The sequence below is a fragment of the Rhizobium sp. YTUHZ044 genome (assembly GCF_051123975.1).
Taxonomy (GTDB): Bacteria; Pseudomonadota; Alphaproteobacteria; order Rhizobiales; family Rhizobiaceae; genus Rhizobium.
Genome location: NZ_CP101426.1, coordinates 4,646,625 through 4,665,784, shown reverse-complemented (window position 1 = coordinate 4,665,784; position 19,160 = coordinate 4,646,625). Strand labels below are relative to the sequence as shown.

The 19,160-nt window shown below is 63.5% G+C and carries 16 protein-coding genes; 10 read left to right on the top strand and 6 right to left on the bottom strand.

Annotated features, from left to right (window positions below; translation table 11 throughout):
* Nucleotides 1-818 precede the first annotated feature (818 nt).
* From rpsT to mutM, 3 genes are all read right to left on the bottom strand, one after another.
* Nucleotides 819-1,097 (bottom strand): 30S ribosomal protein S20, encoded by a 279-nt coding sequence (gene rpsT, locus NL154_RS22805; protein WP_064800423.1) that lies wholly within the window; start codon nt 1,095-1,097, stop codon nt 819-821.
* A gap of 191 nt (nt 1,098-1,288) precedes the next feature.
* Nucleotides 1,289-2,062, bottom strand: coding sequence for an enoyl-CoA hydratase (locus tag NL154_RS22800; RefSeq protein WP_434733391.1), 774 nt, complete (start codon nt 2,060-2,062; stop codon nt 1,289-1,291).
* A gap of 23 nt (nt 2,063-2,085) precedes the next feature.
* Entirely contained in the window at nt 2,086-2,976 is an 891-nt protein-coding gene (gene mutM / locus NL154_RS22795; RefSeq protein WP_210629465.1) for a bifunctional DNA-formamidopyrimidine glycosylase/DNA-(apurinic or apyrimidinic site) lyase, read from the bottom strand.
* A 148-nt stretch (nt 2,977-3,124) separates the two neighbouring features.
* Between mutM and ubiE the strand changes: the two genes are divergently transcribed.
* The 8 genes from ubiE to NL154_RS22755 all read left to right on the top strand — a co-directional run bounded on the left by ubiE (nt 3,125) and on the right by NL154_RS22755 (nt 13,289).
* Nucleotides 3,125-3,901 carry a bifunctional demethylmenaquinone methyltransferase/2-methoxy-6-polyprenyl-1,4-benzoquinol methylase UbiE gene (ubiE, locus tag NL154_RS22790; RefSeq protein ID WP_221145797.1) on the top strand — a complete coding sequence of 259 codons (777 nt, stop codon included), beginning with the start codon at nt 3,125-3,127 and terminating at the stop codon, nt 3,899-3,901.
* A 219-nt stretch (nt 3,902-4,120) separates the two neighbouring features.
* The gene (gene ubiB, locus NL154_RS22785) at nt 4,121-5,695 is read left to right on the top strand and encodes a 2-polyprenylphenol 6-hydroxylase (protein ID WP_434733390.1); all 1,575 of its coding nucleotides are present in this window, start codon (nt 4,121-4,123) and stop codon (nt 5,693-5,695) included.
* A gap of 88 nt (nt 5,696-5,783) precedes the next feature.
* Nucleotides 5,784-7,361: an aromatic amino acid lyase gene (locus NL154_RS22780; RefSeq protein WP_434733389.1), complete on the top strand. Its 1,578-nt coding sequence runs from the start codon at nt 5,784-5,786 to the stop codon at nt 7,359-7,361.
* Between the two features lie 131 nt (nt 7,362-7,492).
* Nucleotides 7,493-8,872 (top strand): dihydroorotase, encoded by a 1,380-nt coding sequence (locus NL154_RS22775; RefSeq protein ID WP_434733388.1) that lies wholly within the window; start codon nt 7,493-7,495, stop codon nt 8,870-8,872.
* Nucleotides 8,869-10,149, top strand: coding sequence for a Zn-dependent hydrolase (locus tag NL154_RS22770; RefSeq protein WP_210629470.1), 1,281 nt, complete (start codon nt 8,869-8,871; stop codon nt 10,147-10,149). The genes NL154_RS22775 and NL154_RS22770 overlap by 4 nt, the downstream gene beginning before the upstream one ends.
* Complete coding sequence (locus NL154_RS22765) at nt 10,130-11,227, top strand: DUF917 domain-containing protein (protein ID WP_210629471.1); 1,098 nt, start codon at nt 10,130-10,132, stop codon at nt 11,225-11,227. Before NL154_RS22770 ends, NL154_RS22765 begins: the two co-directional genes overlap by 20 nt.
* 3 nt (nt 11,228-11,230) lie before the next feature.
* Nucleotides 11,231-11,560 (top strand): TfoX/Sxy family protein, encoded by a 330-nt coding sequence (locus NL154_RS22760; RefSeq protein WP_064800414.1) that lies wholly within the window; start codon nt 11,231-11,233, stop codon nt 11,558-11,560.
* A gap of 67 nt (nt 11,561-11,627) precedes the next feature.
* Nucleotides 11,628-13,289 (top strand): urocanate hydratase, encoded by a 1,662-nt coding sequence (locus NL154_RS22755; RefSeq protein WP_210629472.1) that lies wholly within the window; start codon nt 11,628-11,630, stop codon nt 13,287-13,289.
* 80 nt (nt 13,290-13,369) lie between these two features.
* Here NL154_RS22755 and NL154_RS22750 read toward each other — a convergent pair whose 3' ends face one another.
* Together NL154_RS22750 and NL154_RS22745 are read right to left on the bottom strand one after the other, a co-directional pair.
* Nucleotides 13,370-14,608, bottom strand: coding sequence for an MFS transporter (locus tag NL154_RS22750; protein ID WP_434734125.1), 1,239 nt, complete (start codon nt 14,606-14,608; stop codon nt 13,370-13,372).
* 33 nt (nt 14,609-14,641) lie between these two features.
* Complete coding sequence (locus tag NL154_RS22745; RefSeq protein WP_210629473.1) at nt 14,642-15,547, bottom strand: LysR family transcriptional regulator; 906 nt, start codon at nt 15,545-15,547, stop codon at nt 14,642-14,644.
* 126 nt (nt 15,548-15,673) lie between these two features.
* On the opposite strand from NL154_RS22745, the gene NL154_RS22740 reads away from it, so the two are divergent.
* Complete coding sequence (locus tag NL154_RS22740; RefSeq protein WP_210629474.1) at nt 15,674-16,438, top strand: SDR family oxidoreductase; 765 nt, start codon at nt 15,674-15,676, stop codon at nt 16,436-16,438.
* Between the two features lie 198 nt (nt 16,439-16,636).
* The gene (gene coaBC / locus NL154_RS22735) at nt 16,637-17,845 is read left to right on the top strand and encodes a bifunctional phosphopantothenoylcysteine decarboxylase/phosphopantothenate--cysteine ligase CoaBC (protein ID WP_221153597.1); all 1,209 of its coding nucleotides are present in this window, start codon (nt 16,637-16,639) and stop codon (nt 17,843-17,845) included.
* A 37-nt stretch (nt 17,846-17,882) separates the two neighbouring features.
* Here the strand turns inward: coaBC and NL154_RS22730 are convergent, their stop codons facing one another.
* Complete coding sequence (locus NL154_RS22730; protein ID WP_221145787.1) at nt 17,883-18,695, bottom strand: class II glutamine amidotransferase; 813 nt, start codon at nt 18,693-18,695, stop codon at nt 17,883-17,885.
* Between the last annotated feature and the right edge of the window lie 465 nt (nt 18,696-19,160).

The window sequence follows — 19,160 nt, the reverse complement described above, 5'->3', positions numbered from 1 at the left end:
CGGGCGGCCTCCGCTAAAACAGCCGCCCGATCATTCCCCGCTTTGACGGGCTGGCGGCATCCTCATGAAGCCACCCGCCTGCCGGTTCACTCAAACACGGCACAGAAGCCCGTTGCAGGTACCGCGTTCATGCGGCGCCTTCATCGGCTTTCCATGCCAAGCTGTCGGTCAATCCTCGTTTTCGGCCGACCAGCCCGAACGCAATATTACTATCCCCTATCCGGCAGCCTCACGCTAAACGTGTGATTGCCATAGGCACAAAACGTCCCTGCCCCGTAACAGCCACGTTACGGCCCAAATCCGTCAAGTGCTTGAAAAAACGGAAGCGCAAGGCTCCGTAACAGATGGCACAAATTCATCGCCCTGCCGACGTGGCAGTTAAGACCGAACTCTACAGGTGATGTCCGCGCCCTCTGTTGGACGCCATTTAGGCAGGATCAAATGGCAAGATCAACGATGAATTTTACGCAAAATTAAGATGCGGCCATTGACTCCAGCGACCCTTTTCGGGCGTCACACCAGCGTCAAAAAAGAATCGCAGTTGAATCAACGAGATTCCCCGTTCGGGCTATTTTGACACGCAAAGAAAGAAAAAAAATAAAAATCTGCTTGACTCGCCCCTGATCCGCAAAGGTTCGGCCAGAGTCGCGCAGTGAGAAAGCATCCTTGCGCAAGTCATTGTTTTTGAACACTTTTTCCTGTCATGGCACTGACACGAAACAGTCGTGAGATTCACCATGCAGAGGCCGTTCGGCAGAATCGAAAAAGCCCGGTAAAATTACCGGGCTAATCATAACGAGGAGGTCGTTAATGGATTATTACGCGGTCGTGGAGACCGACAGAGCCTTCACACGAGCGGCCAGGCGAGAGACCTTGCGCGACGCCGTGTTGGAGTGCAGCACGCCCTTGCTGGCGGCGCGGGCGAGTTCCGGCTGAGCGGCCAGGAAAGCTGCCTTCGCCTTGTCGGCGTCACCGGATGCGATGGCCTCTTCGACCTGGCGAACGAAAGTACGAACGCGCGAGCGACGAGCCTTATTGACGTCGGTACGGCGGGCGATCTTGCGGGTCGCTTTTTTCGCCGAAGTTGTATTGGCCATGGATGCCTCTCTCAAGAATTCGAACAAACTCCGCCATTACCGCGGGCCCTGCGGCCACCAAATCCAGCAATGCGGGAGCAATCGCGGAAAACCAGAGCGGCTTTCCGAACCGTGGGCGGGCATATAACCCTAAAGCCGGCCCACGTCAACGCGGATTTTCAAGCTTTCCGGCGGCAAGCGCCGAAAAGCATTCAACGGTGCTTGAAGGCAGGTTTGCGCTTCTCGATGAAGGCGGTCATGCCTTCCTTCTGATCGTCCGTGGCAAAGAGACTATGAAACAGGCGGCGTTCGAACCGCAACCCTTCCTCCAGCGTCGTCTCGAAGGCGCGGTTGACCGCCTCCTTGGCCATCATGACCGAGGGCTGCGACAGCGCGGCGATCTTTTCGGCGGCGGCCAAAGCCTCATCGATGAGACGCTCGGGCGCCACCACACGCGCAACGAGTCCCGACCGTTCCGCCTCGGCCGCATCCATCATGCGGCCGGTCAGGATCAGATCCATGGCCTTCGCCTTGCCGACGGCGCGTGTCAGCCGCTGAGAGCCGCCCATGCCGGGAATGACGCCAAGGGTGATCTCCGGCTGGCCGAACTTCGCGGTCTCCGAAGCGATGATGAAATCGCACATCATGGCGAGCTCGCAGCCACCACCGAGGGCAAAACCGCTGACGGCAGCGATCACCGGCTTGCGCGCCTTGGCGACATCATCCCAGCCGCTGATGAAATCACTCTTATAGATATCGGCGAACTGAAGCGACTGCATCTCCTTGATGTCGGCGCCGGCGGCAAAGGCGCGTTCGGAACCGGTGAGCACGATCGCGCCGACGGCATCGTCTTCATGGAAAGCGGCATAGGCCTGCTTCAGCTCCCTCAGCACGGTAGAATTCAGCGCGTTCAGCGCCTGCGGGCGGTTCAGCGTGACGAGGCCGACAGTGCCTCGGGTTTCGACGATCAAGGTCTCGTAAGCCATGCTGTTCTCCCGGTTTCTCACTGTTACTTCTGACAGGCGGCGCAATAGAAGGTGGAGCGGCCCGCCTGCACGACACGGGCGACCGTACCGCCGCAGCCGGGCGTGCCGCAAGCCTCACCTTCGCGATCATAGACGGAGAAGGAATGCTGGAAATAGCCGAGCGATCCGTCGGCCTGGATATGGTCTCGCAGCGACGATCCGCCGGCGGCGATCGCATCGGCGATGACGTCGCGGATCGAGGCGACCAGCAGGTCGAGCTGCTGCTTCGGCCGGCCGCCCGGCGTCACCAGCGTGCCGGCAGCACGCAGCGGCGACAAATGCGCGCGCCACAGCGCCTCGCATACATATATATTGCCGAGACCGGCAATGTTCTTCTGGTCGAGCAGCGCGCTCTTCAGCGGCTGTGCCTTGTCGCGAAGACGTTCGGCCAGATAAGTGGCGCCGAGTTCGTTTCCCGTCGGCTCCGGGCCGAGATCGCGGAAGAAGGGATGGGCGGCGAGATCGGCGCGTCCGACCATATCCATGAAGCCGAAACGACGCGGGTCGTTGTAGATGACGCGGCGCGCACCGTCCGGACCCTGCAGATGAAAGACGACGTGATCGTGTTTCTCATCCTTCGAGCGGGCGTGGTGGAATTCGCCCGCCATTGCGGAGGCGGAGCCCTTCTCGATGCGAAAGGAACCGGACATGCCGAGATGGGAAATCAGCGTGTTGCCGTCGTCGAGATCGACCAGCAGATATTTGGCGCGCCGACCAAGGCCGATGATGGTGCGGCCGGAAACCCTGTCCGCCAAGGCATCGGGAAAGGGGAAGCGCAAATCCTTACGCCGCAGTTCCAGCCTGGCAATGAGAGCTCCTTCCATCGCCGGCGCCAGGCCGCGTTTGACGGTTTCGACTTCTGGCAATTCCGGCATCTTAACCCATCTCTATTGAACGTGTTTCAACCGAGGACGATGTGCGCTATAGCGCCAGTGTGCCGCGGAGAGCGCGGTCCAGTGATAACGTCGCGCGCGGTCTTTCGCTACGGTCGCCGCGCCGATCTTCAAGGAACGGAGCAGCCTGATGTCAGAAAGCCGCACTTCCGCCGATGGCGGCATGGAGACCTCCTACGGCTTCCGCGAGGTGCCGGGCGGCGAGAAGCAGGGCCTGGTCAACCAGGTGTTCCACAAGGTCGCCAAGCGCTACGACATCATGAACGACGTTATGTCGGCCGGCATGCACCGGGTCTGGAAAGATGCGATGATCTCGGCGCTCAACCCGCGTAAGGAGGCGGGCTACAAGGTGCTCGACGTGGCCGGCGGCACCGGCGACATCGCCTTTCGCATCATCGAGGCCTCGGGCCGGCAGGCACACGCGACGGTGCTCGATATCAACGGCTCGATGCTCGGCGTCGGCGCCGAACGGGCGGCAAAGAAGAAGCTTTCCGACAATCTCACCTTCATCGAGGCGAATGCCGAGGAACTGCCGTTCGAGGCCGCCAGCTTCGACGCCTATACGATCGCCTTCGGCATCCGCAATGTGCCGAGGATCGACAAGGCGCTGTCTGAGGCCCATCGCGTGTTGAAGCGCGGCGGACGGCTGCTGGTCCTGGAATTTTCCGAAGTCGACATGCCGCTTCTCGACAAGATCTACGACGCCTGGTCGTTCAACGCCATTCCCCAATTCGGCAAGGTGATCACGGGCGATGCCGAACCCTACCAGTATCTGGTGGAATCGATCCGCAAATTCCCGAACCAGGAGAACTTCGCGGCGATGATCCGCCAGGCCGGCTTTTCGCGCGTCACCTACACCAATTATACCGGCGGCATCGCTGCGCTGCATTCCGGCTGGAAGCTCTGAGGGAATGATGCAGTCTCCACGTTTTCCCTCATTCCCTTCCTCGGGTTTTGCCCGAGGGATGTCACAGGAAGCCAGCGCAGCCCGGTCCCGGGCTGCAAAAGATTCTTTTATATTTCCTGACTCATTCACCGCGCAGACGCGCGGTGGCCGGATTCCTGTGACGAGCACAGGAATGAGGGAGGAGAGATTGGCCGCGCCTTCACAAGCAGGCCAGCCTGCATGAGCACTTTCGGAGCCTATTTCCGCCTCTGGCGCGTCGGCTGGGTGCTCGTGCGTGAGGGCGTCGTGTCGGCCCTGCCGTCCGAAGGCCTGCCGCCTTCGGTCGCGCTTGCCAAATCCTTCGTCACGATATTCGAGCGCGGCAGGGCGCGGTATCAGAAGCGCAGCGATCGGCTGGCACAGGCGGTCGAGCGGCTCGGCCCCTCCTATGTCAAGATCGGTCAGTTCCTGGCGACGCGGCCCGACGTCGTCGGCGTCGAATTCGCCAACGACCTGTCACAGTTGCAGGACCGGATGGCCTTCTTCCCCTCGGCGGCCGCAAAGGCGAGTATCGAAGGATCGCTCGGGCGGCCGGTCGACGAACTCTATGCGAGCTTCGGCGAGCCGATCGCCGCCGCCTCGATCGCGCAGGTGCATCCGGCCGAAGTCGAAACGGCAGAAGGCCGAAGGAAGGTCGCCGTCAAGGTCGTCCGGCCGGGCGTGCGCCAGCGTTTTGTCCATGACATCGAGGCAATGTATCTGGTCGCCCACATGCAGGAGCGGTTCATGCCGTCCAGCCGGCGGCTGCGGCCGGTCGAGGTGACGAAGACGCTGGAACAGACGACGAAGGTGGAGATGGACCTTCGCCTAGAGGCGGCAGCGCTTTCGGAGATCGCCGAAAACACCGGCAGCGACCCCGGCTTTCGCGTGCCGAAGGTCGACTGGGAGCGCACAGGGCGCGACGTCATCACCATGGAATGGATCGACGGCACGAGAATGTCCGATGTCGAGGGCTTGCGCGCGGCCGGCCACGACCTCAACCTGCTCGCCGATACACTGATCCAGTCCTTCCTGCGCCACACGCTGCGCGACGGTTTCTTCCATGCCGACATGCATCCCGGCAATCTCTTCGTCGATGCCGGCGGTTTGATCGTCGCCGTCGACATGGGCATTGTCGGGCGGCTCGGCAAGAAGGAGCGACGGTTCCTGGCCGAGATCCTCTATGGCTTCATCACCCGCGATTACATCCGCGTCGCAGAGGTGCATTTCGAGGCCGGCTACGTGCCCGGCCACCACAATGTCGAAAGCTTCGCCCAGGCGATCCGGGCGATCGGCGAGCCGATCCACGGGCAGCCGGCCGAAACGATCTCGATGGGCAAGCTCCTGACGCTGCTGTTCGAAGTGACCGAACTCTTCGACATGGCGACACGGCCGGAACTGGTGATGCTGCAGAAGACCATGGTCGTGGTCGAAGGCGTGTCGCGCATGCTCAACCCGCGCTTCAATATGTGGAAGGCCTCCGAGCCTGTCGTCGGCGACTGGATCCGCACCAATCTCGGCCCGAAGCGGATCGTCACCGATCTCAAGGACGGGCTGAAGGCGGCGGTCAAGCTCGCCGAAGCCGCGCCGGAAATCGCGGCGAAAACTGAGAAATTCCACCATCAGCTGCTGCATATGAGCGAGCACGGCCTGCGTTTCGACGATCAGACGGCCGAGGCGATCGGCAAGGCCGAGGCGCGGCACAACCGCTCGGGCAGGATCGCGCTCTGGGTGATTGCATTGACGCTCCTCTATATTGCCTGGATGCTGAGCTGACCATTCCGATAACATGCTGTGTTCGGCATTTAGGATATCCCATGTGACGGAGGGCTGGCTTAGTCTCGCAGTTTAGGAGATACGGCACATGCAGCACGAACGCCTTGGCATCGAACTTTCCGGACGACCGCTCGGTTTTGCCGAGATGGTGACGATTGGTGCCGGCAAGGCGAGGATTTCGGCTTCACCGACCGGCATGGCCCGCATCGCGATTGCGCGCGAGATCGTCGAGGACGCGATTGCTTCAGGCACGCCCGTTTACGGATCGACGACCGGCGTCGGCGCCATGAAGGACGTTGAGTGGTCGGCCGACGAACTCGACACCTTCAATCTCGGCCTGGTGCGCGCCCATCACTTCGGCACCGGCACACCCTTTTCCTGCAATGTGGTGCGCAACGCCATGGCCATCCGCGTCAACACGGCGCTGACCGGCCAGGTCGGCTGCACGCCGGAGCTGATCGAGGCCTATATCAGAATGCTCGAGGCCGATCTCATCCCAGTCGTGCGCCGCACCGGCTCGATCGGCTGCGCCGATATCGGCCTGATGGGACAGATCGGCGCGGTGTTGACCGGCGTCGGCGAAGCAGTCTACCGCGGCAGCCGGATGCAGGCGGCCGACGCTTTCCGGGCAGCGGGGATAGAACCGGTGCGGATGGCGCCGCGCGACAGCCTCGCTTCGCTGAGCGTCAATGCGGTGAGCTTTGCGGCGGCAGCGGAAACGACGCGCAATGCCGCGGCCTCGATCCGCATCCTGCTCGCCACCGGGATGATGGCGGCCGGCGCGCTCGGCGCCTCCCGCGATCCATGGAAGGCAGTGCGCCATGTCGGCACAGCGCGCGAGGCGCTGATCGGCGCCTGGCTCTGCAACGCCTCGGACGAATGGGACTGGCCGGTTGCAACGCATGTGCAGGATCCGCTCAGCCTGCGCATGATCGCCCAGGTGTTCGGCGCCGTCATCGAAAATCTGCTTTCGACCGGTCACAAGATCCTTGCCGCCACCGGACGCTCGGACGACAATCCTGTCGTCGTCGAGGGCCGGGTGATGACATCAGGCGGTTCGCTTCCGCTCGATGTGACGATCCTGCTCGAATCGGCCGCACTCTGTATGGCGCATGCGGCGCGCAACGCCTTCAACCGCTGCGTCATTCTCGGCAACGGCCAGCGGCGCGACCTCCCGGTCAACCTCGTGCCGCCGGGACGGATTGCCACCGGCTTCGGGCCGATCATCAAGCTTGCCGGCGAAATCTTCTCGCGTGTCCTGTCGATGTCCGGTCCCGTTTCGGCGCAGTCGCTGGTCGTTGCGGCCGGCCTGGAGGACGAGGCCGCCTTCCTGCCGCTGGTCATCGAGCGTTTCGAGCGGCAGATGCAGGCGCTGAAGCGCCTCGCCGCTCTCGAGGCGCTCTTGTCTGCCCAGGCGATCGACATTCTCGGCGATGAACCGAAGGGTGTGGCCTGGATGCTCTTTGAGGTCGTGCGCAAACATGCGGCTTTTTACACCGTCGACCGGCCGCTTTCAGCTGAGGTGGAGGCGATCGAGGAAGAGCTCGGATCGGACGATTTTCTCGCGAAGCTGACCGAGCAGGTTCCGATCGCCTCCTTCGACGATTTCTTCGCTCTCGGTTCGCCGGAGCCCATCGAAGGGCGCCTGGCCAGCCGAGCAGGATGATTGTGGGCCGAGGCCCAAAATCTCAATCCTGCTCTACATTAACCGGTGCGTGATCCATCCGAAAGGCGTTCAAGCCTTGGCATCATGCTCCAGCCGGCAACGGTTCCGACGTCAGTCTAGGAGGAAGCGGCATGGACTTCGATCTCGTTCTGCAGGGCACGGTGGTGCTGCCGGACCGCATCGTCGAAGCGGGTTATGTCGCCGTGTACGCCGGCAAGATCGCCGAAGTCGGCCTCGGCGTGCCGCCCGCGGCGCGCGAACGGCATCTGCTCGGAAGAGCGCTGATCCTGCCCGGCGCCATCGATGCGCAGGTGCATTCGCTGTCCCAGAAGGATCAGGAGGATTTCGTCTGGTCGACGCGGTCGGCAGCGGCCGGCGGCGTGACCACGATCGTCGACATGCCTTATGACGAGGGCAATCTCGTCTGCTCGGCGGCGGCGGTCAAGCGAAAGATCGACCATGCCGCCCCGCAGGCGCGTGTCGATTTCGCGCTTTACGGCACCATCGATCCGCAAGAAGGCCCGGCGCGAATCCCGGAGATGGTCGAGGCCGGCGTCGCCGCCTTCAAGTTTTCGACCTTCGGTACCGATCCCAGACGATTTCCGCGCATTCCGCCTGCCCTGCTCGAGGCCTGCTTCGCGGCAATCGCGCCGACTGGGCTGACGGCAGGCGTGCATAATGAGGATGACGAGGCCGTGCGCAGCTATATGGAGCAGGTGAAGGCAAGCGGCATCACCGACTGGCGGGCGCACGGCCTGTCTCGGCCGGCGATTACCGAGCTCCTGGCGATGCACACGATCTTCGAGACCGGGGCCGATACCGGCTGCCCCGCACATGTGGTGCACTGCTCGCTCGGGCGCGGCTATGACATCGCGCGCGCCTACCGCCGCGACGGTTTTGCCGCGACTGTCGAGTGCTGCATCCATTACCTGACGCTGGACGAGGAAAACGACGTGAGGCGCCTCGGCGGCAAGGCGAAGATCAATCCGCCGGTTCGGCCGCGCGCCGAAGTGGAGCGGCTCTGGCGGAAAGTGGCCCAGGGCGACGTCTGGCTGGTCTCGACCGATCACGTCAGCTGGTCGGAGAACCGCAAGACCAATCCCGACATGCTCGCCAATGCATCCGGTGTTCCCGGCCTCGAGGTTATGGTGCCGCTATTCGTCAAAGGCGCTCTCGAGCGCGGCATTCCCCTGACCTGGGCGGCGCGGCTGATGGCGGAGAATCCGGCGAAACATTTCCGGCTCGACCACATCAAGGGGGCGCTGACACCAGGCAAGGACGCCGACATCACCGTGCTGGAGCCGCGCGAAAGCACCTATGATGCGGCTGCGAGCGGCAACAACGTCGTCGACTGGAGCCCGTATAATGGCATTCGCCTGCCCTGGACCGTCTCCGCCACCTATCTGCGCGGCGAAAGGATCGCCGAGGGCGGCAAGGTGCTGGCCGCGCCCGGCACCGGCCGATTCGTCCGGCCGCCGTCGCGCCAGGTCATTTCGGGAGCAGCCGCATGAGCCGCAATCTTCCCGTGAATGCCGGCCGGATCGCTGAAGATATTGAGGCGCTTGCCGATATTACCGAGCCGGCGCGCGCCTGGACACGGCGGGCTTTCACGCCGGTCTTTCTGGAAGGCCGGGCCTATATCGAGGCGCGGATGAAGGCGGCAGGGCTGGAAACGCGGATCGATGCCGCCGGCAATCTGATCGGCCGGCGCACCGGCAGGAAACCCTGGCTCGGCACGATCATGCTTGGCTCGCATTCCGACACGGTGCCGGACGGCGGCCGCTTCGACGGCATTGCCGGCGTGGTCTCGGCGCTTGAGGTGGCGCGGGCGCTTCGTGACCACGGCATGGAACTGGACCACGATCTCGAGATCATCGATTTTCTTGCCGAGGAGGTCAGCATCTTCGGTGTCTCCTGCATCGGCAGCCGCGGCATGACCGGGCAATTGCCGGAAGCCTGGCTGTCGCGGGCAAGCGGCGGCCTCGATCTTGCCGGCGGCATCGCCCAGGTGGGCGGCGAGCCTGGCGTGCTGGGACGGCAGAAGCGGCCCGATTTGGCAGGCTTCCTGGAGCTCCATATCGAGCAGGGGCCGGTGCTCGAAGCCGAAAGGGAGGATATCGGCATCGTCACCGCAATATCGGGCATCACCCGTATCGAGATCACCATCGAGGGGCGGGCCGACCACGCCGGCACGACGCCGATGGACAGGCGGGCGGATGCGCTGGTCGCGGCTTCGGAGCTGGTGCTCGACATCCGCAACGCCGCCGCCGAGCTTGCCAGAACGCCGGGACATTTCGCGGCGACAGTTGGCGAGTTCAGGATCGAGCCGAATGCGGCCAATGTCGTGCCCTCCAAGGTCGTGCTGCTGATCGACGGGCGCGCGGAAATCCGCGCAGATATGGAGGCCTTCTGCCGCTGGCTCGACGGCCATGTCGAAAAGCTGGCGACCGCTTACGGCGTGACGATCGAGGCGCCGAATCGGGTTTCCGACAATCTGCCGACGCCCAGCGATGCCGCGCTGCTTTCGACGCTGGAGGCCGCCTGCGAACGCGTCGGCGCAAAATACCGACGCATGGCCTCCGGCGCAGGGCACGATACCGCCTGGATCGCCAAGGTGGCACCGGCAGCAATGATCTTCGTGCCCTGCCGGGGAGGTCGCAGCCACTGCCCCGACGAATGGGCCGACAATGACGATATCGCGCTCGGCGCAGCCGTGCTTTTCCAAGCGGTGCGCGAGATGGACAAGGATTCGAAGCGGGAGAAGGCCGATGGGACGCATACTGGTTGAGAAGGATGTCGAAGCCGCCGTCAAAGGCGGCTCCGTCTATGCCGCCGGCGGCGGCGGCTGGGCCGATCACGGGCGGATGCTTGGGCTTGCGGCCGTCACCATCGGCAAACCGGAGTTGGTATCGGTCGACGAATTGAAGGATGACGACTGGATCGCCACTGCGGCCGCGATCGGCGCGCCGGCCTCCACGACGCCCTGGGAAATGCAGGGCGTCGATTATGTGAAGGCGGTGCAATTGCTGCAGGAGGCGCTCGGCGAAAGGCTCTCCGGGCTGATCATCGGCCAGAACGGCAAATCCTCGACGCTGAACGGCTGGCTGCCGTCGGCGATCCTCGGCACCAAGGTGGTCGATGCCGTCGGCGATATCCGCGCCCACCCGACCGGCGACATGGGCTCGATCGGCATGGCCGCCTCACCCGAGCCGATGATCCAGACCGCCGTCGGCGGCAACAGGGCCGAAAACCGTTACATCGAGCTGGTGGTGAAGGGCGCGACGGCAAAGATCTCGCCGGTGTTGCGCGCCGCCGCCGATCAGTCCGGCGGTTTCATCGCCAGCTGCCGCAATCCGCTCCGGGCCTCCTATATCAGGGCGCATGCGGCCCTCGGCGGCATCTCGATGGCGCTTGCGCTCGGAGAAGCGATCATTGCGGCGGAGAAGCGGGGCGGGCCAGCGGTCATCGATGCGATCTGCAGGACGACGGGCGGGCATGTCCTCGCCGAAGGCGTCATCAGCCGGAAGGACGTCGTCTATACCAAGGAAGCCTTCGATATCGGCACCATCGCCGTCGGCTCGGGTGATAAATCGGTGACGCTGCATGTGATGAACGAATATATGGCCGTGGACGATGCGGGCGGCGGGCGGCTTGCGACCTTCCCCGCCGTGATCACTACGCTGTCGTCTGAGGGCGAGCCGCTGAGCGTCGGGCAGTTGCAGGAAGGCATGCATGTCTTCATCCTGCATGTGCCGATGGATATCATTCCGCTGTCGGCTAGCGTGCTCGATCCGACAGTTTATCCCGTCGTCGAAAAGGCTATGGGAATCGAGATCGCGCGTTATGCACTGGCGGCGAAGGCCTGAGCCATGGCACGCGATCCCGGCCTTGAAGAACTGCTGCGTGAGGAACTCGGCGATCGTCCTGGCCTCAGCGAAAAATCCATGTTCGGCGGCCGCGCCTTCCTGCTGAACGGCAATCTTCTCTGCGGCGCGCGCAGTGACGGCATGTTGATCCGTCTCGGCAAGGGCAATGATGATTGGGCGCTGGCGCTGCCCGGCGTAATCCGGATGCTGATGGGCGAGCGGGTCATGCACGGCTGGCTGCGCGCCTCCGCCGAGGCTTACGGCGACGATGCCCTGAGACGGCGTCTGCTCGATGCGGCGCTTGCCTATGTGGAATCGCTGCCGGGCAAGTGACCAATTAGCTTCCCCTTCTCCCCAGCGGGGAGAAGGAAAAAGCAGAGAACCAAGCGAGGAACCCGTGATGCCGAAGGCCAATCCACGCCATCCGAAATTTCCAATTCCCGGCGGACCGGAGTTGCGTGCCAAGGGCTGGCGACAGGAGGCGCTGCTGCGGCTCCTCGAAAACGTGCTCGCCGTCGGCGAGGATCCCGACAATCTGATCGTCTATGCCGCGCTCGGCAAGGCAGCGCGCAACTGGCCGGCGCACAAGGGCATCGTCAAGGCGCTGACGGAGATGGATGAGGACCAGACGCTGCTCATCCAGTCAGGCAAGCCGATCGGGGTCGTAAAGACCCATGCAAAGGCGCCGCTCGTCATCATGGCGAACTGCAACATCGTCGGGCAATGGGCAAAGGCCGAAGTGTTCTACGAGCTGCAGCGCAAAGGGCTGATCTGCTGGGGCGGGCTGACGGCCGGCGCCTGGCAATATATCGGCAGTCAGGGCGTCATCCAGGGTACTTACGAGATTTTCATGCGCATCGCCGAACGCCGCTTCGGCGGCGATCTCCATGGCCGATTCGTGCTGACGGCCGGCCTCGGCGGCATGGGCGGGGCGCAGCCGCTCGCCGGCCGCATGGCAGGCGCGGCGATCCTCTGCGTCGACATCGATCCGGAGCGGGCGCGAAAACGCCAGCAGATCGGCTATCTCCAGAAAATCGCTCCCGATCTCGATACCGCGCTTGAAATGATCGATGCGGCGGCGAAGGAGAAGCGGGCGCTGTCCGTCGGCCTCGTCGGCAATGCGGCGGAGGTTTATCCCGAGATCGCTCGGCGCGGCATCGTGCCCGATATCGTCACCGATCAGACCTCGGCGCATGACCTCGTCTATGGCTACGTACCGAAGGGCATGAGCCTTGATCAGGTCAGAGGCCTGCGCGACGACGGCCAGGGGCAATTGATGGCGGCAAGCCGCGCCTCGATCGTTGATCATGTCACCGCGATGCTGGAGTTCCAGAAGAAGGGCTCCGAAGTCTTCGACAATGGCAACCTCATCCGCACGCAGGCGAAAGAGGGCGGTGTCGCCAACGCCTTCGATATTCCGATCTTCACCGAGGCCTATCTCAGGCCGCTCTTTGCCCGGGCGATCGGGCCGTTCCGCTGGATGGCGCTGTCGGGCGAGGAGAGCGATATCGCCCGGATTGACGACCTGCTCATCGAGATGTTTCCCGACAACAAGATCATCACCAATTGGATCCGGCTGGCGCGCGAGCACGTGCCCTTCGAGGGGCTGCCGGCACGCATCGCCTGGCTCGGACATGGCGAACGTACGGCGCTTGCTCTTCGCGTCAATGCGCTGGTGGCGAGCGGTGTGCTGAAAGGTCCCGTCGCCTTCTCCCGCGACCATCTCGATGCCGGCGCCATGGCGCATCCGAATATCATGACCGAGCGGATGAAGGACGGGTCCGACGCGATCGCCGACTGGCCGCTGATCGATGCGATGATGCTCTGCTCCTCGATGGCCGATCTCGTCGTCGTCCATTCCGGCGGCGGCGGCTATGCCGGCTACATGACGAGCTGCGGCGTCACCGTGATCGCCGATGGCACCGATGCCGCCGAAGAACGGCTCGACCACGCGCTCACCAACGACACGGCGCTCGGCGTGATGCGCTATGCCGATGCCGGATATGACGAGGCGCTTGATGAGGTGGCGAGGAAGGACGTGCCCTATCTCAGACTAGATTGATTCAAGGGCGGGCCTTACCTGAAGCATGACGGCGATATCGGCGACGGTCAGCACGAGATGGCCGAGACGGTCGATGCTGATCATGCCTTTCTCCTTGCGAAGTGGTGCGCGACACAGGCCGACATAAAGGCGAGCGCCAGCATGGCAAGGGTGAAGATGACGACGGCTGCCCAGCCTTCGACCGCGAAGAACCAGCCGCCGGCCGAGCCGATGAGGCTGGAGCCGACATAATAGGCCAGCATGTAGATCGATGAAGCGTGCCCCTTGTTGCCGAGGGCAAGCTTGCCGACAAGGCCGCTGGCGATGGAATGGCTCATGAAGAAGCCGGTCGTCAGCACGATGATACCGAGGATGATCGACGGCAGCGACGCGAAGAGCGTCAATGCGCTGCCGGCGGCCGTCAGCGCGAGGCCGAAGAGAAGCACCGGAAAGTGGCCGATCCGGTCTCCCAGCAGGCCGCCGATCGAGGCGGCGCCGATGCCGAAGAGATAGACGGTGAAGATCAAGCCGAGTTCGGTCTGATTGAGGCCGTAAGGCGGCGCCATGAGGCGGAAACCAGCGTAATTGTAGATCGTCACGAAGGAGCCCATCACCAGGAAGGCGATGGCGAAGAGGAAGGGCAGCGCCGGATTTCTGAGATGGCCAAGCCAGGCTCTGGCGTGAAAACGCGGATCGAAACCCGGCCGACGGACGAAATTCTTTGACGGCGGCAGGAGGGCGATAAAGCCGATCGCCGCGGCAAGTCCGATGGCGCCGATCAAGAAGAGCGCCGGGCGCCAGCCAAGATATTCGGCGAAGATGCCTGTCAGCACGCGGCCGGACATGCCGCCGAAGGCCGTGCCGCCGACATAAAGGCCCATGGTGGCGCCGAGGCCGCGGGGATCGATCTCCTCGGCAAGATAGGCCATGGCGACGGCGGGCACGCCGCCGAGAACGAGACCCTGGAGGGCGCGGATGACGAGCAGCAGATGCCAATTCGGGGCGAAAGCCGTAGCAATCGTCAGCAACGCCGCACCGACCAGCGATATCGACATCAGGCTGCGGCGGCCAAGGCCTTCCGAGACGGCGGCGGCGCAGACGATGGCAACCGCCAGGAAACCGGTGGAGAGCGACAGCGACAGCGAGCTTCCGGCCGGGCTGACGGAAAACTCCTGCGATAAGACCGGCAGCAGCGGCTGCACGCAATAGAGCAGCGAGAAGGTGGAAAAACCGGAGAGAAAGAGCGCCAGGCTGGCGCGGCGATAGGCGCCTGTGCCGCGCGTCAGGTAATGCTTTTCTCCTGCGATCACGGTTTTCACGGTTCGCGCTGGCGGCGGCATATCTTCATTCTGGTGGGCGTTCGAATTCATGTGTTAACCCGCTGGATCCCAATAGGGCGGATCCCCGAAGCTCTTCCTCAAGTGATCGGCGATAGCGCGGAGCTTGGCCGAGGGATTTCGGCCCTCGGGATGGGCCAAATAGATGAATTCGGCCTCCGGCCTGTGACCGACATCGATTTCGGCAAGCCGGCCCTCGCGAATGGCCGGGCCGGCGATGAAGGCCGGCAGCAGGGCGATGCCGAGGCCGGCAATCGCGGCATCGCGCAGCATGTCGCCATTGTTGATGCCGAGCGCCAGTTTGGCGCGGACGACGACCGCCCCCTCCGGGGTCTCGAAGCGCCAGTCGGCAACGCCGCGATTGGTATAGAAGACGCCGCGATGGCGGTTCAGATCGGCGAGCGACGATGGCGTTCCCTCGCGGGCGAGATAATCCGGCGAAGCGCAGAGAAGCCGGCGGCTGCGGGTGAGCTTCCAGGCGACCAGTCGGCTGTCGGCGATCGGGCCGTTGCGGATGATGGCGTCGTAGCCGTCCGAGGCCGCATCGACGCGGCGGTCATCGATGTCGAGCGTCAACTCGATGTCGGGATGGTCGGCAAGAAAGGGGTAGAGCGCCGGGCCGAGATGCATGCGGCCGAACGTGACCGGGGCGGCGATGCGGATCGGGCCGGACAGCGTGCCGCGCCGCTCGGCCATGTCGGCGGCGGCCTCGTCAATCTCACGCACGATGCGCGCGGCGCGCTCGAGAAATGCAGATCCGTCCTCCGTCAAGGTGAGCTTGCGGGTCGTTCGGTGCAGCAGGACGCCGCCCAACGACTTCTCCAATTCCGCCAGCCTTTCGCTGACGACGGACTTGGAGAGCCGCAGCCTCCTGGCCGCCTCGCTGACCGAGCCTGCCTCCGCCACGGCGACGAAAGCCGCAATGCCTTCTATCCTGATCATCGTTCGGTATTTCCGAATTCGAGTTCCTTAATCTGGAGACTAACCCGAACGAAATGAACATGCCATCTTCTGGTCAACGAAAGGGACGGCAGGGGCCGCCTCGGATCAACAACAGGAGATGGAACCATGAACCGCTTAAACAACAAGGTCGCGATCGTTACCGGCGCAAGCTCCGGCATCGGCCGCGTCACGGCAAAGCTCTTTGCGGCCGAAGGTGCGAAGGTCGTCGTCGGCGCCCGTCGCGAGCGTGAACTCGACAGCCTGGTCGCGGAGATCGAGGCAGAAGGCGGCAAAGCCATTGCCGTTGCAGGCGACGTCCGCTCGGAAGATTATCATAAGGCGCTGGTCGCGGCTGCCGTCACCAACTACGGCAAGCTCGATATCGCCTTCAACAATGCCGGCATCATCGGCGAAGCTGGGCCGAGCACCGGTATCTCGGAAGCAGGCTTCAGCGAGGCACTGGCCGTCAATCTGACCGCCTCCTTTCTCGCTGCCAAGCATCAGATCGTCGCGATGACGAACAATGGCGGCGGCTCCGTGATCTTCACCTCGACCTTCGTCGGCTACAGCTTCGCCTTTCCCGGCATTGCCGCCTATGCCGCCAGCAAATCCGGCCTGATCGGCCTGACGCAGGCGCTGGCCGCCGAGTTCGGACCGCAGGGCGTGCGCGTCAACGCCATCCTGCCGGGCGCCGTCGATACCGACATGTACCGCGACGTGAACAATACGCCCGACAAGCAGGCCGCCATCACCAATATGCACGCGCTGAAACGCGTCGCGACACCGGATGAAGTCGCCCGCTCGGTACTCTACCTCGCCTCCGACGATGCGAGCTTCGTCACCGGTACGGCCTCGCTGGTCGACGGCGGCATCTCGATCACCCGCAGTTGAGACCGGGCTGCCGCCATCGACCAGGGTCGGGCGCGGAAAGACCCCTCCCCCTTGTGGGGAGGGGTTGGGGAGGGGTCCTCGCCGACGCAACCAGTCGCCCGTCTCGAGCAGATCCGATACCTGTCGTCCGCGCGATTGCATGTTCTCCGCCAAAGGCTTAGGGTCGAGGCCGGTCAGAAAAGCGACGGGTACAAGACCATGGCTCTCAGCGGCAAACGCATCCTCCTCATCATCTCGGGCGGCATCGCCGCCTATAAGAGCCTGGATCTGATCCGCCGGCTGCGGGAGCGCGGCGCGAGCGTGCGTCCGGTCATGACCAAGGGGGCGCAGGAATTCGTCACGCCGCTTGCCGTCGGCGCTCTGGCTGCCGACCACGTCTTTGTCGATCTGTTTTCGCGGCAGGACGAACAGGATGTCGGCCATATCAGGCTGGCGCGCGACTGCGACCTCGTGCTGATTGCCCCCGCCAGCGCCGACCTGATGGCGAAGATGGCGAACGGCCTAGCCGACGATCTCGCCTCGACCGTGCTTCTCGCGACCGACAGGCCGGTGCTGGCCGCACCAGCGATGAACCCCAGAATGTGGGCGCATCCGGCGACACGGCGCAATGCGGCGAGACTCAGGGACGACGGCGTGCGTTTCGTCGGACCGATGGCCGGCGAGATGGCTGAGAGCCGGGAGGCGGGGCTCGGCCGGATGGCGGAGCCGCTGGCGATCGTCGCGGCGGCCGACACCATGCTCGAGGAGGGGGAAAAGCCGCTGAAAGGACGCAAGGCGATCGTCACCTCGGGACCGACCCATGAGCCGATCGATCCGGTGCGCTATATCGCCAACCGCTCCTCCGGCCGGCAGGGGCACGCGATCGCCGCAGCCCTGGCGAAGCTCGGAGCCGACGTGACGCTGGTCTCCGGGCCGGTGTCGATCGCCGACCCGATCGGCACCAATGTTGTCCATGTCGAGCGGGCCGAGGAGATGCGCGATGCCGTGCTGGCGGCGCTGCCGGCCGATATCGCCGTGATGGTGGCGGCGGTGGCAGACTGGCGGGTGGCCTCGGCCGCCGACCAGAAACTGAAGAAACATCCGGGTGAATCCATTCCGACGCTGGCGCTGACCGAGAACCCAGACATCTTGAAGACCCTCGGACATCACACGATGCGACCGAGGCTGGTGATCGGCTTTGCCGCCGAGACGCAGGACGTGGAAAGCAATGCCAAGGCGAAGCTCGAGCGAAAGGGCGCCGACCTGATCGTCGCCAATGACGTTTCTCCTGCGACCGGCATCATGGGCGGCAGCCGCAACAGCGTCAAACTCATTCGCCACGACGGCGTCGAGCAATGGCCAGACCTGACGAAGGAAGAGGTCGCCGAAAGGCTGGCGGCGCTGATCACCGAACGCTTCCGCGCATAATCCCTCATCGAAAATCGATCCCGTTTTTCGGAAAGGATTATGCCGAGACAGCCATGCGTTGCGATTTGGCTTTGCTCGGCTTTTCCGGCCGGAATTCCGCGACATCGATACTGTTTTTGCCGACGATGACGGCGCTGCCATCAGGAATCTCCGCCCAGGCGTCGACATCGTCGTTCAACGGTTCGGAGACCAGGCAGTAGCCGGCACCGACGGGCGAGGCATAGAGCGTCGGCGCCTTGCGATCCGTGGCATAGCGGATCGCATAGAGCGACTTGCCGTCGGAGAAGGCGGCGGTAAAGCGCAGCAGGATCGAGCCGATGGTGTTTTCGGCCAGATCCTCGACGAAACCAATCATGTCAGCCATAGCGGCGATCGGCGCCTCGCGCAGGCCGAATTGCAGCGCCAGCAAGAACATCAGCTCGGAATCGGTCGTGCCGCTGCGGGCATTGAACAGCTCGTCGTCAAGCGTCGCCTCCATCGGCCGGCGCAAGCGCTCGAAGCCCGATATCTGGCCGTTGTGCATGAATGACCAAGTATCGTGGGTAAAGGGATGGCAATTGTCCCGGCGCGTGCCGCCGCCGGTGGCGGCGCGGACATGGGCGAGGAAGAGCGGCGAGCGGATCTGCCGCGCCAGGCTCTTGAGATTGCAATCCGACCAGGCCGGCAGGATATCGCGGTAGCGGCCGGGCTCGGGCCTGTCGCCATACCAGGCGATGCCGAAGCCGTCGCCATTGGTCGCCGTCTTGGCGCGGGTGGCGCAATGGGACTGCTCGATCAGCGAATGGGCGGGCGAGGATACCAGCTCCTCAAGGTAGAGAGGGTCTCCGCGATAGGCTGCCCAGCGACACATGGCTCTTTTGCTCCGGAACCCGCGGCATCGGCGGGCATGCTCTAAATTGTCGAACGCCACGGCTAATAACAGCTTAACGCGCGACTGATTTGCAGGCCGATCATGACGGTTTGGTGACCGAGTGGAACTTCAAATTCGGCAAAAGCCTGTGTTCTTTTGTGAACGCGGGTCCGACCCAGGTGGATGTCTCGAGTGCAATTTCTTCTTGCATCTGGCGCGAATCGTCCTACCTTTTCCCTATCAGCAACAGAACGAAAGGAAGGTGATCCAATGTCTAATGAGATTTCGGACCTCGTATCGGGCATGGAAGTGGTGATGAAAGCGAGGCAGCCCTCGCTCTAAGACCCGCCTTCCTGGGGCTGCTTTGACAGTCAAGGCCAGTTCGAGGCCAAACTCATGGAAAGGGTCGCCGAGGCGGCCCTTTTTTGTTGCCTGAGTTTCCGACATTGACGCATGATCGGAATT

Excerpts from the sequence above, each read along its gene's own strand:
- rpsT (WP_064800423.1), bottom strand. The coding sequence starts at position 1,097 with ATGGCCAATACAACTTCGGCGAAAAAAGCGACCCGCAAGATCGCCCGC.
- NL154_RS22800 (WP_434733391.1), bottom strand. The coding sequence starts at position 2,062 with ATGGCTTACGAGACCTTGATCGTCGAAACCCGAGGCACTGTCGGCCTC.
- mutM (WP_210629465.1), bottom strand. The coding sequence starts at position 2,976 with ATGCCGGAATTGCCAGAAGTCGAAACCGTCAAACGCGGCCTGGCGCCG.
- ubiE (WP_221145797.1), top strand. The coding sequence starts at position 3,125 with ATGTCAGAAAGCCGCACTTCCGCCGATGGCGGCATGGAGACCTCCTAC.
- ubiB (WP_434733390.1), top strand. The coding sequence starts at position 4,121 with ATGAGCACTTTCGGAGCCTATTTCCGCCTCTGGCGCGTCGGCTGGGTG.
- NL154_RS22780 (WP_434733389.1), top strand. The coding sequence starts at position 5,784 with ATGCAGCACGAACGCCTTGGCATCGAACTTTCCGGACGACCGCTCGGT.
- NL154_RS22775 (WP_434733388.1), top strand. The coding sequence starts at position 7,493 with ATGGACTTCGATCTCGTTCTGCAGGGCACGGTGGTGCTGCCGGACCGC.
- NL154_RS22770 (WP_210629470.1), top strand. The coding sequence starts at position 8,869 with ATGAGCCGCAATCTTCCCGTGAATGCCGGCCGGATCGCTGAAGATATT.
- NL154_RS22765 (WP_210629471.1), top strand. The coding sequence starts at position 10,130 with ATGGGACGCATACTGGTTGAGAAGGATGTCGAAGCCGCCGTCAAAGGC.
- NL154_RS22760 (WP_064800414.1), top strand. The coding sequence starts at position 11,231 with ATGGCACGCGATCCCGGCCTTGAAGAACTGCTGCGTGAGGAACTCGGC.
- NL154_RS22755 (WP_210629472.1), top strand. The coding sequence starts at position 11,628 with ATGCCGAAGGCCAATCCACGCCATCCGAAATTTCCAATTCCCGGCGGA.
- NL154_RS22750 (WP_434734125.1), bottom strand. The coding sequence starts at position 14,608 with ATGCCGCCGCCAGCGCGAACCGTGAAAACCGTGATCGCAGGAGAAAAG.
- NL154_RS22745 (WP_210629473.1), bottom strand. The coding sequence starts at position 15,547 with ATGATCAGGATAGAAGGCATTGCGGCTTTCGTCGCCGTGGCGGAGGCA.
- NL154_RS22740 (WP_210629474.1), top strand. The coding sequence starts at position 15,674 with ATGAACCGCTTAAACAACAAGGTCGCGATCGTTACCGGCGCAAGCTCC.
- coaBC (WP_221153597.1), top strand. The coding sequence starts at position 16,637 with ATGGCTCTCAGCGGCAAACGCATCCTCCTCATCATCTCGGGCGGCATC.
- NL154_RS22730 (WP_221145787.1), bottom strand. The coding sequence starts at position 18,695 with ATGTGTCGCTGGGCAGCCTATCGCGGAGACCCTCTCTACCTTGAGGAG.